Origin of the sequence: Sphingomonas sp. (assembly GCF_036387535.1) — a bacterium.
In the GTDB taxonomy this organism is placed as follows: Bacteria; Pseudomonadota; Alphaproteobacteria; order Sphingomonadales; family Sphingomonadaceae; genus Sphingomonas_R.
The window spans coordinates 65,518-77,803 of sequence record NZ_DASVTO010000154.1; the positions used below are offsets into that span (position 1 = coordinate 65,518).

Consider the following 12,286-nt stretch of genomic DNA (forward strand, 5'->3'; position numbering starts at 1 on the left):
ACATGGATAAGGCGATGAAGCGTAACGATTCCGTGCCCGGTCCGTGCCCGGCCCGGCGCGCGGCGACCGAAACCCGTGACGCCGCCGAAAAATCATTTCGGCCGTTGCCACCGCCCGCCCACGTCGCTAGAGACTGCGGCCACGGGTCTGGGGCTGTAGCTCAGATGGGAGAGCGCTGCAATCGCACTGCAGAGGCCAGCGGTTCGATTCCGCTCAGCTCCACCAGCCCCGCCGATGATCCGGCCCGGCGCGACCGGGCTCAGATGCCGGCATACCATTCATAATCGTTGGTATCCTCCCACAGCCCGCCCTTGCCGCCATAGATGGGCCGCAGATCCGCGATGGCTTCGATCCGCATCAGATATTTTGCCTGTTTATAACCCAGTTGCCGCTCGACCCGCAGACGCAGCGGCGCGCCATTGCCCACCGGCAGCATCCGCCCGTTGAGCGCCCACGCCAGGATCGTCTGCGGGTGCAGCGCATCGATCATGTCGATCGACTCATAATAGGGCCGCGCACCGTACAGATCGGCGCAGTGGAAGATTAGGTAGCCGGCCGTGTTCCGCACACCCGCCGCATCCAGCAACAGCTTCAGCGGCGTGCCCGTCCAGCGGCCGATCGCGCTCCACCCCTCGACGCAGTCATGCCGCGTCGTCTGGCTGCGCGCCGGCATCGCGCCCAGTTGCGCCAGCGACAGCGACAAGGGCCGCGCCACCATGCCGTCGATCACCAGCCGCCAGTCTCTGAACCCGTTGGCCAGCAGGGCGGCATAGTCGGCCCCGGTCGGCATGCGCGTCCCGTTCGCCCGGAAGATGGGGCTGATGTCTCCGCCATCATATTCCCGCGCCAATGCGGTCCGGTCGGTCACCAGGCGCTGCGCCGTCATCGTCACGCGCTCGCCCAGCCGCAATGTCTCCCGGACACTCTCCGTATCGTTCAGCCGGTCGCACCTCGGCAGCAGCAGCCCCGCCCCCGCCAGCCCCGCACCGCCGATCAACCGACGCCGTGTGAACGCGCTCATGCCAGTTCCTCCTGCTTGGCATCGGCGCGCTCGGGCGGCAGCCGGAACCGGCCGGTCACCATCGATCGCACCTCGTTATAGGGCCCGGCCAGCAGCACCATCGTCAGGTGGACCAGGATGAAGCCTGCCAGCAACGCCATCGCGATGAAGTGCAGCGACCGCGCCGATTGCCGTCCGCCGAACAGATCGAGCAGCCACGGCCACGCCGCGACCATGCCCGGCGACATGCCGAGCCCGGTCAGGACGAGCAGCGGCAGCAACCCGAACACGACCCCGAAATAGCTGAGTTTTTGGAGGATGTTGTATTTGAGCGCCGCCTGCCCGGCCGGAAACCGCAGCCGCGCATGGTTCTTCACATCGGCCCAGACATGCGCGGGGGTCAGTTCGGCGCGGGTCGGCGTCAGATCGCGCACATGGCCGCGCGTCAGGCTCCACAGCCAGAACAGCACGCCCGGCACCACCAGCAGCCAGGCGAAGAACAGGTGCCAGCGCCGCGCGGCGGACAGGCTGTACCCGCCCGGGATCGTCGCCCAGCCGGGAAATGCCCGCCGCTGCAGCGCGCCATTCTTGTCATGCCAATATCCCAGCACGCCGGTGGTGGGGACATGCACCGGCCCCACCCGGACGAAACCGGCATCGCCGGTCGATCCGATTTCCAGCCACGCGACATCCGGGTTGGCGCCATAGTGCCCCCAATAGAGCCGCGGATGCGCGTTGAAGATCATCAGCCCGCTCATCAGCATCACGAACACCGTGACCGCGTTGATCCAGTGCCAGATACGGACCACGCCGCGATGCCGCTTCACCAGCGGCCTGTCATCCGATGCCGCTGCCGATGCCGTTGTCGCCATGTCGCGTCTCCCGTCGTCCCGCATGATACGCGAATCCGATGCAAAGGGTTACAGAGATCCTGCCGCCGCCGGAACGATCGCGATGCCCTCGCGCCCCCCTTTGCAATTGGTGCCCCAGCCGCCATCTTGGGCGCGATGAAGACGCTGGATCCCGACCTGCTGCTCCGGGCCTATGCGGTCGGCGTCTTCCCGATGGCGGACAGCCGCGATGCGCCCGACGTCTATTGGGTCGAACCGCGCAAGCGCGGGGTCCTGCCGCTGGACGGCTTCCGGCTCGCGCGTTCGCTGGCCAAGACGATCCGCTCGGATCGGTTCACCGTCACGGCCGACACCCGGTTCGCGGACGTGGTGGCGCTCTGCGCGGAAAGCACCGGGGATCGGCCGGATACCTGGATCAATCCGCAGATCGAATCGGCCTATGCCGCGCTGCACCACCGCGGCCATGCGCATTCGGTGGAGGTGTGGGCGGCGGACGGGACGCTGGCCGGCGGCCTTTACGGCGTCGCGCTGGGCGGCGCGTTTTTCGGCGAAAGCATGTTCAGCCGCCGCCGCGATGCCTCGAAAGTGGCGCTGGCCCATCTCGTCGCGCGGCTACGGGTCGGCGGCTACCGCCTGCTCGATTGCCAGTTCATCACCGATCATCTCGCGTCGCTGGGCGCGATCGAGATTCCGCGCGCCGATTATGTCGCGTTGCTCGATTCCGCGCTGGGCGTCGGCGGGGCCGCCGGCGTGGTGCTGGGCGATTTCGGTGCGATCGACCGTCTCGGCGCTGGACCGGATCCGGCCGATCCCGCCGCGATCGTATCGGGGCCGATCTCCGGGTGCCGCATCGTGCAGCTCTTGGGCCAGACGTCGTAGATCGGATGCTGTACCGCGTTCAGTGACGGCGATTCCTTGTACAGCCAGCCGGAAAACACCCGCCGCCATCTGGCGTCGCGGCCCAGCACGTCGGTCTGCACGAACGCCCCGGTCAGACGTTCCGGCTCCCACGGCGGGGTTTCCTCACAGGCGCGCAACCGCACCACCAAATCGCCGATTCGCATCGCGCGACCCGGCGTGAGCGTGATGTCGCGCGCCAGCCCGTTCCGCTTGTTCAACACGCCCAGGACCGCCACCCGCTCCGCCATCGGCGTTTCGGTCTTCGATGGCGCCGCGGCGACGGAGGATTGCGGCGACGCATCGTCCGCGCGCGCCGCGGCGGCGGGCTTCGTATTTGTGTCTGGATCAGGCCCTGCCACCGGGGCGGGGACCGCCACGGCCGGCGCCTCGTCCTGCTGCAACGCGGATACGCCCTGCCACGCGGCCAGCCCCAGCCCGGCCGCGATGACCAGCGCGACCGGAACCGTCTTCACGGCGCGGATGGCGCCGCCGAAGTCGCGGCCGGCGCCGTGTCACCGGACTTGTTGATGAACGACCCGATCAGCCCCATCAGGTCCACCGACCCCTGCGTATCCAGGATCGTGCTGCCATCCTTCAGCATTTCGGTCGATCCGCCCGGCTGCAGCGCGATGAACGTCCCGCCCAGCAGCCCTTCGGACGTGATCGCCGCGCTGGAATCGGACGGGATCTTCACGCTCGGGTCCAGCGCCAGCGTGATCGACACCTGATAGCTGGCGGGATCGAGCGCCTGCCCGGTGACGCTGCCGATCTTCAGCCCGGCGACGCGGACGTCGGTGCCGACCGTCACGCCACTGGCGTTCGGGAACAGCGCCTTGACGTGGATCGCACCCGCGGCACCACCGCCGCCGGTCCGGTCCCAGGCAAACAGCGCGAACCACAGCGCCACCAGAACGACCGCGAAGCCGATCAGGGCCTCGACGCCATTTTCCTTGATCGCGGCCTTCATGCCTGATCCGGGCTCCACGCTTCATAATCGCCGGTCGCCGCGGGGCGACGGCCACCCGCGTCCAGCGCGCCGGACGGGCGATAGGCGTCGCGGGTTCCGGTCAGGTTCGCCACGGGCGGCTTCTGCCACGCCCGCGCCGGCGGCAGGACCTGATCCGGCACGCCTTCGATCGTATGGTGCAGCCAGCCATGCCATTCCGGAGAAACCCGGCTGGCGTCGTTCGATCCGGAATAGATCACCCAGCGCCGCAACATGCCGCGGTCATCGGGCTTCTTCGCCTCATAATAGACATTGCCGAACACGTCGTGCCCGACCTGTCCGCCATGGCGACGGGTGAAGATGCGCGTGCCGAGGGTCGCGCCGTTCCACCAGGTGAAGATGCTGCCGAGAAAAGACATGGCCGCGACTTAGCGGCGATCCGCGCGGGCCGCAATGGCGCAGGTCACGCTGCGTCGATCACCATCGGTATCGGCGTTGGCGTTGGCGTCGGCGGGGCGACCGCCGTGGACGGCGCCAGCACGACCGCCATCGGCCCCTTCGGTCCCGCCGCGATCCGCGCCTGCAAGCGCTGGTCGGGCAGAAGCTGGTCCAGCCCGGCGCGCCGCACGACTTCCATGTGCAGGAACACGTCGCTGTCATCGCCGTCGCGCACGACGAAGCCATAGCCCTTCAGGCGGTTGAACCATTTGATCGTAACCAGCTCGAACGGCCCGGCCTGCGCTTCCAACCGGGTGGGATCACCGCGTTCCTGCTGGCGTCGCGCCGCGGCGTCGGCATCGGGCCCGGTGGCGCAGCTCATGTCGATGCTGAGCACGCGCCGCGCCTGCAGCCCGCGTTCGCGCCGCGACGCGATGCAATCGACCCGCGTGCCTTCGGGCAGGGTCCGACGACCATGATCACGCAGCACCGAAAAATGCAGCAGCACGTCGCCCTCGCCGGAATCGCCCACCATGAAGCCGAAGCCGCGCGTCACGTCGAACCATTTCACGACTCCGGCGATCCGCGACTCGCCGATGCCGATCTCCGCCGCACTCAGGTCCGCAAATGCCACTTCCGCGACGGCAACACTTTGAAAAGCCGCCTGCCCCATCCCCATCATGCCCTCGTCCCCCATCGACCGCACGCCCCAAACACCCGCCGATCCACCGCCCCCGGCTTCGCGTTGCGGATGGCACCATGAAACCGGCCGCGACGCAAGCCCGATACGGGTCCGTCATGGTTGCGCGCTCAGTCCTCCGGCACCTCGCCCGGCGCGGCATCCACGAAGCGGCGGGCGATGTCATAGCCATGGCCGGCGCGCATCATCGCGGCCAGGGCCTTGCGCCGCGTGTCGGGATCGCCGGGCGTGGCGGCGAACGGACCGATCCGCCGCCGCCGGGCGAACGCCAGCGCGGCGGCATGCGCGCCGTCGCCATCGGTTTCCATCCGGGCGTCGAACACCGCGGTACGATCCGCCTCGTCCACGCCCGCCGCGCGCAGGGCGTCCGCCTGCCGCCGCTGGCCATAGCCGCGCCGCGCCAGCGACGCGCTGCGCATGTCGGCAAAGGCCCGGTCGTCGACATAGCTCAGCGCCGTCATGCGCGCCACGATCTCCGCCACCGGACGCGGCCCGTCCTCGCCCCAGCCGCGCTCGTCCAGCTTCCGGTTCAGATAGGTGGCGAGGCGCGCCCGCGTCGTCGCGTATCGCCCGAGATAATGCAGCGCCAGCCGCTCCAGCCCGGCGCGATCAAGCGGCGGGCGTAGCGTCTCCCGGTTGCGATTTGATGAATCTCGTGCCACGCGCCACGTTTGTGCCACAGTCGGGCCGGATTTTGAACGTGCGATCCGGTTTAGACGAAGGTTGGTACCCGGCGCCCCGGAAACGGGACGGGCGGGTCGAAGCGACGGGAGCAGGATTGGGTGCTGGACAAGGTTGCAGGCATGTCGACCACGGACGCGATCGGCCCCACGCCGAGCGACGATGGCCGCGCGCGCCGCTTCGCGGATTTCGCGACCCTGGTCGATGCGCTCGATCATGCCGCCGATGGCACATGCGGATTGAATTTCCATGACCCGCGCGGCGTCCTCACCCGCGCCTATCCCTATTCCGAACTGCGCGACGATGCGCGGGCCACCGCACGCCGCCTGATCGCCGCCGGCGTCGTTCCGGGGGACCGAATCGCGATGCTGGCCGAAACCGGCGCCGAATTCGCGCAGCTGTTCTTTGGCGCGGTCTATGCCGGCGCCTGGCCGGTGCCGCTGCCGCTTCCCACCTCCTTCGGCGGGCGGGACAGCTATATCGACCAGCTTGCCGTCCAGCTCGGCAGTTCGGAACCCTGCCTGCTCTTCTACCCGCGCGAACTGGCGGAACTGGCCGGGGCCGCTGCGGCGCAATGCGGCGTCGAAGGACTGGCGTGGGAGGATTTCGCCACCCGCCCCGCCCCGGATGCCGTCTTCCCGCAGGCCGCACCCACCGACATCGCCTATCTGCAGTACAGCAGCGGATCGACCCGCTTCCCGCACGGTGTCGCCGTCACCCATGCCGCGCTGCTCAGCAATCTGGCCGCGCATTCGATCGGGATGGAGGTGCGCGCCGGCGATCGCTGCGTGTCCTGGCTGCCCTGGTACCATGACATGGGCCTGGTCGGCTGCCTGCTCTCGCCGGTCGCCAACCAGGTCTCGGCCGACTATCTGAAGACCGAGGATTTCGCCCGCCGCCCGCTCGCCTGGCTCGACCTCATCAGCCGCAATCCCGGCACGACGCTCAGCTATTCGCCCACCTTCGGCTACGACATCTGCGCGCGCCGCATGTCCAGCCAGACGCGCGCGTCCGACCGGTTCGATCTGTCGCGCTGGCGCGTGGCCGGCAACGGCGCCGACATGATCCGCCCGGACGTGATGCAGAGCTTCGTCGATGCCTTCGCCGATGCCGGGTTCCAGGCGTCCGCCTTCCTCCCCTCCTACGGCCTGGCCGAAGCCACGCTCGCGGTGTCGATCATGCCGCCGGGCGAAGGCATCGTCGTCGAACTGGTCGAGGAAACCGAATTGTCGGGGGGCGACGCCGCGTGTGGCCGGCCGCAACGCTACCGCGCGATCGTCAATTGCGGCAAACCCGCGCGCGGCATGGAAATCGCGATCCGCGAGGAGGACGGCACCCCGCTGCCCGACCGGGCGATCGGCAAGGTCTGGTGCCGCGGCGCATCGGTGATGCACAGCTATTTCCGGGATCCGGATGCCACCGCCGCCTGCCTGGTCGACGGCTGGCTCGACACCGGCGACATGGGCTATCTGTCGGACGGATATGTCTACATCGTGGGCCGCGCCAAGGACATGATCATCATCAACGGCAAGAATCACTGGCCGCAGGACATCGAATGGGCGGTCGAACAGCTGCCCGGGTTCAAGGCCGGCGATATCGCCGCCTTCGCCATCACCACCCCCGGTGGCGAGGAAACCCCCGCGGTGCTGGTGCAGTGCCGCACATCCGACAATGGCGAGCGCGCCCGCCTGCGCGAGGAGATTCGCGACCGCGTGCGTGCCATCACCGGCATGAACTGCGTCATCGAACTGGTGCCGCCCAAGACCCTGCCGCGCACCAGTTCCGGCAAGCTCAGCCGCGCCAAGGCGCGCAACCTGTATCTGTCGGGCGAGATCCAGCCCTACGCGGTCGCTGCCTGACCCCATTTCGGCGCCGGCCGATGCGACGGGCCGATGCCGGATTGTCGCGGCCGGGCGCCATCGTCGGGTTGTAAGGAAACGCCCGGCCGGCGCTTACCGATCCTCAACCATCGCGCCCGCATAGCTTGTGGGACATGATCGATCCCTCCGAAATCCCGCCTGCCGGCAAGACGTGGCGTGCCACCGTCGGCCTGGTCGATCCCGACCTGCCCAATTGGCGGCGCGTGCGCGGCGCACAATATCGGGAACTCATGCGTGCCCTGCCCCTCACTGCCAGCACCTTCATGGTCGCGGCGGTCCTGATCGCGCTGCTGTTCGCCACCAGCATTCCGGCGTGGCAGCTTGGCCTGTGGCTGACCTGCTCGGTCGCTTTGATGCTGTCCGCGCTGCTCCTATCCCGGCACGCGCAGCCGGCCATGATCCAGGGTCCGCGACCGGGCGCCCTGTTCCGCAGCGGTACGCACAGCGCGCTGGTCGGCCTGCTCTGGTCGCTGCCGCCGGCGCTGTTCGCCGTGGGCAGCACCCCGGAACAGCAGCTGGCCGCCTCGGTGATCTGCTGCGGGCTGATGGCGCTGTCCGCGATGACGGCCAGCCCGGTGCCGTTCGTGCTGATCTGCTATCTCGTCCCCGCAGCACTGGGCCTGTCGATCATGATGCTGGAAATCGGGGCGATCACGCTGGCGCCGCTGCCGATCGTCTATGCGATCCTGCTGTCGGCCGGCGGGGTCGGCGCCGGCCGTGCGCTGATCGCCCGCCACTGGACCGATCATGTGCTGGCCGAACAGACCGAGGTGGTGCGCCTCCTGCTGCGCGAGTTCGAGGAAGCCGGCGCCGACTGGCTGTGGCAGGTCGACAGCGCGAAGCGGTTGAGCGCGGTGTCCGCCCGCTTCGCCCGCGCCGCCGGCCGTGCGCCGGGCGAACTGGAGGGACTGCCGCTGCTCGATCTGCTGTCTGGGGACACGGCGAGCGGCGATGCCGCCGACGCGCTCCGCCGGCTGATCGATCAGATGAACGGCCGCGAACGCTTCAACGATCTGGTGTTCGAAGTGCTGGTGGACGGCGTTCCGCGCTGGTGGAGCCTGTCCGCCGCGCCGCGCTTCACGCCCGACGGCAGTTTCGACGGCTATCGCGGGGTTGGATCGGACGTCACGGAACAGCGCCGTTCGGCGGAGAAGATCGACCGGCTGGCCCGCTTCGACGCGCTGACCGGCCTGCCCAACCGGCGCGAATTCATCGACAAGTTGCGCACCGCGGTCGGCCAGGCACTGGGCGATCGCTACCACTGCGCGCTGCTGCTGATCGATCTCGACAAGTTCAAGCCCGTCAACGACACGCTGGGCCATCCGATCGGCGACCGGCTGTTGAAGATGGTCGCGGACCGGCTGCGCGGGCTGATCGGTCATGACGATGTCTGCGGCCGGCTGGGCGGCGACGAATTCGCCGTCATGCTGACCCGCGTCGGCCCCGGCATGATCGAGGCGGCCGGTGGCGCGATCATCGCGGCGCTGGGCACCCCGTTCGAAATCGACGGCAACATCATCCGCATCGGCGCCAGCATCGGCTCTGCGCTCGCCCCGCGCGACGGCCGTTCGGTCGAAACGCTGGTCCGCAACGCCGATCTCGCGCTGTACCGGGCCAAGGACGACGGTCGCGGCACGCTGCGGCGCTATGACCCTTCGCTGCTGGTCCAGGCCGAGCGGCGCCGCGCGATGGAAACCGCGCTGCGCGAGGCGATCGACAGCGGGGATCAGTTCCGGCTGGTCTATCAGCCGGTGGTCGCGGTCGATACCGGCGCGATCCAGAGTTTCGAGACGCTGATTCGCTGGAACCACCCCACGCTGGGCGACGTATCCCCGGTCGATTTCCTGCAGATCGCGGAAGAGGCGCGGCTGGCCGGCCGGATCGGCGAATGGGTCCTGCGCACCGCCTGCCTGGCCGCGCGCGACTGGCCGGATCATATCCGCCTGTCGGTCAATCTCGCGCTCAGCCAGCTGCACGACCGGCAATTCGCCGCCACCGTCCTGTCCGCGCTGTCGCATGCCGGCATCCAGCCGCATCGCCTGGAACTGGAAGTGTCCGAAACCTTCTTCCTGAAGGACGATCCGCTGATGGTGGCGGTGCTCGACAGCGTCCAGGCGCTCGGCGTGCGCGTCGTGCTGGACGATTTCGGGATCGGCTACACCTCGCTCGGCCATATCCGCTTCGGCCGCTATTCCGCGGTGAAGATCGACACCAGCTTCGTGCGCGGCGCCGCGGACGGCAACCGCGAAAGCCTGGCGATCGTGCGGGCGGGCGTCGCCATGGCCGATGCGCTGGGAGTCGCGACGGTCGCGGAGGGCGCGGAAAGCGAGGCCGATGTCGCCAGCATGCGCGGGCTGGGGCTCAACCGCATCCAGGGCCATTTTGCGGGATCGCCGATGACGCCGGAGGCCGCGGCGGCGCTGGTCTGCGGCGACATGCCGGATGCGGCGGCGTCCTTCCGCGATGCGCGCGCCGGATGATCCGCGCTCTTGCACTTGCGCCGGGCGCCCGCTAAGGCACGCCTTCTTCCGACCCGGAGGAGTATAGCTCAGTTGGTAGAGCATCGGTCTCCAAAACCGAGGGCCGTGGGTTCGAGTCCCCCTACTCCTGCCATCCTCTGAACGGGATGGTTATTCGGGTCGGCAAGAAAGCAGGCGAGGCGGGCGCACCTTCCGGGGCCTTCAGGGTTCCGACAGGCGGCGCGCGGCCTCGTTATCGTCGTTTCGCGAAGGTTGGATATTTTGGCCAAGGTTACTCCCGGCGAATTCATCCGGCAGGTCCGTGCCGAGACCGCGAAGGTGGTCTGGCCGACCCGCAAGGAAACCGTCACGACGGCGATCATGGTCGTCATTATGACGCTGACGCTCGGCCTGTTCTTCTTCGGGGTCGACGCGATCTTCAGCCAGATCGTGCAGTTTCTGCTGTCGCTGGCGAGCAAGGGTTAAGGGTGAGCATGTCGCGCTGGTACATTATCCATGCCTATTCGGGCTTCGAGAACAAGGTGCGCGAGGCCATATTGGCGGACGCGACCCGGCTCGGTCTCGAACATCTCGTCGAATCGGTCGAGGTCCCGACCGAGAAGATCACCGAGGTCCGCCGCGGCAAGAAAGTGACGTCCGACCGCAAATTCTTTCCCGGCTACGTCCTGGCGAAGCTCGACATGAGCGATCAGGTCTATCACCTCGTCAAGAACACGCCGAAGGTCACCGGCTTCCTCGGATCGTCGGGCAAGCCGCAACCGATCAGCGAGGCCGAGGCGGCGCGCATCCTGAACACCAAGGAAGAGGCCGCGATCGCGGCCCCCAAGGCGAAGCTGAAGGTCGATTACGAGATCGGCGATTCGGTGAAGGTGCTCGACGGTCCGTTCGCCAGCTTCAACGGCCTGGTCGAGGAACTCGATTTCGATCGGGGTCGCGTCAAGGTATCCGTGTCGATCTTTGGCCGCGCCACCCCGGTGGAGCTGGAGTTCGAACAGGTTGAGCGCGTCAAGTGACGCCGTTCACGCGACAACCATGACAACTTCGTAGGATTTCACGGGCCCTTCCGCCATCCCGGCGGTAGAGGACCGAACCACCGTTTCCGGGTTTGCCCGGAAAAGTCCGCGGGAGGCAGCCTCAGAACTGCCGTCAACACCGCTAAGCCATAGGAGTGAAACATGGCGAAGAAGATTACCGGTTACATCAAGCTGCAGGTGCCGGCCGGCAAGGCCAATCCGTCGCCGCCGATCGGCCCCGCCCTGGGTCAGCGCGGCGTCAACATCATGGAATTCTGCAAGGCGTTCAACGCGTCGACCGGTGACCAGGAAGTCGGCACGCCGCTCCCCACCGTCATCACCGTCTATGCCGACCGCAGCTTCTCGTTCGCGACGAAGACCCCGCCGGCGTCGTACCTGATCAAGAAGGCCGCGAACCTGAAGTCGGGTTCGAAGGAGCCGGGCAAGATCAGCGCCGGCACCATCGCCCGCTCGAAGCTGGCGGAAATCGCACAGGCCAAGATGAAGGACCTGAACGCGAACGACATCGAGTCGGCAACGAAGACGATCGAAGGCTCCGCACGCGCGATGGGCCTGGAAGTGGTGGAGGGCTGATCCGATGGCCAAGCTGAGCAAGAAGAACAAGGCGATGGCGCAGGCCGTCGATGCGCTGAAGCTGTACGGTGTCGATGAAGCCATCGCACTGGCCCGCACCAACGCGACCGCGAAGTTCGACGAGACGATCGAGGTCGCGCTGAACCTGGGCGTCGATCCGCGCCATGCCGACCAGATGGTCCGCGGCGTCGTCACGCTGCCCAAGGGCACCGGCAAGGACGTCCGCGTCGGCGTGTTCGCCCGCGGCGCCAAGGCCGACGAAGCGCGTGCGGCCGGGGCCGAGGTCGTCGGGGCCGAGGATCTGCTGGAGCAGGTGCAGGGCGGCACGATCGATTTCGATCGCTGCATCGCGACCCCGGACATGATGGGTCTGGTCGGTCGGCTGGGCAAGGTGCTGGGTCCGAAGGGCCTGATGCCGAACCCGAAGCTGGGCACCGTCACCATGAACGTCGGTGACGCGGTCAAGGCGGCCAAGGGCGGCCAGGTCGAGTTCCGCGTCGAAAAGGCCGGGATCATCCATTCGGGCATCGGCAAGGCGAGCTTCTCGAACGCGGACCTGCGCCGCAACTTCGACGCGTTCGTGGACGCGATCGTGCGTGCCAAGCCGACCGGCGCCAAGGGTAAGTACGTCAAGATGGTGGCCCTGAGCTCCTCGATGGGTCCGGGCCTCAAGGTCGACGTGGCGGAGGTTGCGGGCGCCTACGCGTCTGCCTCCGCGCACGCAGCAAAGAAAGGGCCGGGGCGGCGACGCCTCGGCCCTTTTTCGTACCCGCTCAAGCCATTGTGTTGCCATCTTTTCCGCG

General features: G+C 67.9%; 12 protein-coding genes, 2 tRNA genes and 2 pseudogenes. 9 read left to right on the forward strand and 7 right to left on the reverse strand.

The genetic code is table 11. The annotated features are described in order from the left end of the window. The first annotated feature begins 149 nt into the window (after positions 1-149). Positions 150-225: transfer RNA gene (locus VF649_RS14370), tRNA-Ala, on the forward strand. A 34-nt stretch (positions 226-259) separates the two neighbouring features. Here the strand turns inward: VF649_RS14370 and VF649_RS14375 are convergent. After that, positions 260-1,021 (reverse strand): molybdopterin-dependent oxidoreductase, encoded by a 762-nt coding sequence (locus VF649_RS14375; protein WP_331012647.1) that lies wholly within the window; start codon positions 1,019-1,021, stop codon positions 260-262. Beyond that, complete coding sequence (locus VF649_RS14380; RefSeq protein ID WP_331012648.1) at positions 1,018-1,872, reverse strand: cytochrome b/b6 domain-containing protein; 855 nt, start codon at positions 1,870-1,872, stop codon at positions 1,018-1,020. Before VF649_RS14380 ends, VF649_RS14375 begins: the two co-directional genes overlap by 4 nt. 135 nt (positions 1,873-2,007) lie before the next feature. On the opposite strand from VF649_RS14380, the gene aat reads away from it, so the two are divergent. Continuing rightward, the gene (aat, locus tag VF649_RS14385) at positions 2,008-2,730 is read left to right on the forward strand and encodes a leucyl/phenylalanyl-tRNA--protein transferase (RefSeq protein ID WP_331012649.1); all 723 of its coding nucleotides are present in this window, start codon (positions 2,008-2,010) and stop codon (positions 2,728-2,730) included. Positions 2,731-2,765: 35 nt separating this feature from the next. On the opposite strand, the pseudogene VF649_RS14390 reads toward aat, so the two are convergent. From VF649_RS14390 to VF649_RS14410, 5 genes and pseudogenes are all read right to left on the reverse strand, one after another. Then, positions 2,766-2,999 (reverse strand): annotated as a pseudogene (locus VF649_RS14390) (DUF2155 domain-containing protein); the annotation flags it as partial. 221 nt (positions 3,000-3,220) lie between these two features. Then, positions 3,221-3,718, reverse strand: a complete 498-nt coding sequence (gene mlaD, locus VF649_RS14395; protein ID WP_331012650.1) for an outer membrane lipid asymmetry maintenance protein MlaD — start codon at positions 3,716-3,718, stop codon at positions 3,221-3,223. Then, positions 3,715-4,116 carry an NADH:ubiquinone oxidoreductase subunit NDUFA12 gene (locus tag VF649_RS14400; protein WP_331012651.1) on the reverse strand — a complete coding sequence of 134 codons (402 nt, stop codon included), beginning with the start codon at positions 4,114-4,116 and terminating at the stop codon, positions 3,715-3,717. The genes mlaD and VF649_RS14400 overlap by 4 nt, the downstream gene beginning before the upstream one ends. 44 nt (positions 4,117-4,160) lie before the next feature. Further along, on the reverse strand, positions 4,161-4,817 hold the full coding sequence (locus VF649_RS14405) for a cold-shock protein (RefSeq protein ID WP_331012652.1): 657 nt from the start codon (positions 4,815-4,817) through the stop codon (positions 4,161-4,163). A gap of 128 nt (positions 4,818-4,945) precedes the next feature. Then, the gene (locus tag VF649_RS14410; protein WP_331012653.1) at positions 4,946-5,497 is read right to left on the reverse strand and encodes a regulatory protein RecX; all 552 of its coding nucleotides are present in this window, start codon (positions 5,495-5,497) and stop codon (positions 4,946-4,948) included. 141 nt (positions 5,498-5,638) lie between these two features. Between VF649_RS14410 and VF649_RS14415 the strand changes: the two genes are divergently transcribed. The 7 genes and pseudogenes from VF649_RS14415 to rplA all read left to right on the forward strand — a co-directional run. Further along, a complete protein-coding gene (locus VF649_RS14415) occupies positions 5,639-7,375 on the forward strand; it encodes a fatty acyl-AMP ligase (protein ID WP_331012654.1) in 1,737 nt (578 codons plus the stop codon). Between the two features lie 134 nt (positions 7,376-7,509). Beyond that, on the forward strand, positions 7,510-9,876 hold the full coding sequence (locus VF649_RS14420) for a putative bifunctional diguanylate cyclase/phosphodiesterase (protein WP_331012655.1): 2,367 nt from the start codon (positions 7,510-7,512) through the stop codon (positions 9,874-9,876). A 57-nt stretch (positions 9,877-9,933) separates the two neighbouring features. Beyond that, positions 9,934-10,009 (forward strand) — tRNA-Trp (locus VF649_RS14425). Positions 10,010-10,137: 128 nt separating this feature from the next. Then, positions 10,138-10,341, forward strand: a complete 204-nt coding sequence (secE, locus tag VF649_RS14430; protein ID WP_331012656.1) for a preprotein translocase subunit SecE — start codon at positions 10,138-10,140, stop codon at positions 10,339-10,341. 8 nt (positions 10,342-10,349) lie between these two features. Further along, positions 10,350-10,889, forward strand: coding sequence for a transcription termination/antitermination protein NusG (nusG, locus tag VF649_RS14435; protein WP_331012659.1), 540 nt, complete (start codon positions 10,350-10,352; stop codon positions 10,887-10,889). Between the two features lie 162 nt (positions 10,890-11,051). Next, positions 11,052-11,483, forward strand: coding sequence for a 50S ribosomal protein L11 (gene rplK / locus VF649_RS14440; protein ID WP_331012657.1), 432 nt, complete (start codon positions 11,052-11,054; stop codon positions 11,481-11,483). Positions 11,484-11,487: 4 nt separating this feature from the next. Then, positions 11,488-12,183 (forward strand): annotated as a pseudogene (rplA, locus tag VF649_RS14445) (50S ribosomal protein L1); the annotation flags it as partial. Between the last annotated feature and the right edge of the window lie 103 nt (positions 12,184-12,286).

What these genes read in the sequence shown, in the direction of transcription:
- VF649_RS14375 (WP_331012647.1), bottom strand. Translation starts at nt 1,021, where the DNA reads ATGAGCGCGTTCACACGGCGTCGGTTGATCGGCGGTGCGGGGCTGGCG.
- VF649_RS14380 (WP_331012648.1), bottom strand. Translation starts at nt 1,872, where the DNA reads ATGGCGACAACGGCATCGGCAGCGGCATCGGATGACAGGCCGCTGGTG.
- aat (WP_331012649.1), top strand. Translation starts at nt 2,008, where the DNA reads ATGAAGACGCTGGATCCCGACCTGCTGCTCCGGGCCTATGCGGTCGGC.
- mlaD (WP_331012650.1), bottom strand. Translation starts at nt 3,718, where the DNA reads ATGAAGGCCGCGATCAAGGAAAATGGCGTCGAGGCCCTGATCGGCTTC.
- VF649_RS14400 (WP_331012651.1), bottom strand. Translation starts at nt 4,116, where the DNA reads ATGTCTTTTCTCGGCAGCATCTTCACCTGGTGGAACGGCGCGACCCTC.
- VF649_RS14405 (WP_331012652.1), bottom strand. Translation starts at nt 4,817, where the DNA reads ATGATGGGGATGGGGCAGGCGGCTTTTCAAAGTGTTGCCGTCGCGGAA.
- VF649_RS14415 (WP_331012654.1), top strand. Translation starts at nt 5,639, where the DNA reads ATGTCGACCACGGACGCGATCGGCCCCACGCCGAGCGACGATGGCCGC.
- VF649_RS14420 (WP_331012655.1), top strand. Translation starts at nt 7,510, where the DNA reads ATGATCGATCCCTCCGAAATCCCGCCTGCCGGCAAGACGTGGCGTGCC.
- nusG (WP_331012659.1), top strand. Translation starts at nt 10,350, where the DNA reads ATGTCGCGCTGGTACATTATCCATGCCTATTCGGGCTTCGAGAACAAG.
- rplK (WP_331012657.1), top strand. Translation starts at nt 11,052, where the DNA reads ATGGCGAAGAAGATTACCGGTTACATCAAGCTGCAGGTGCCGGCCGGC.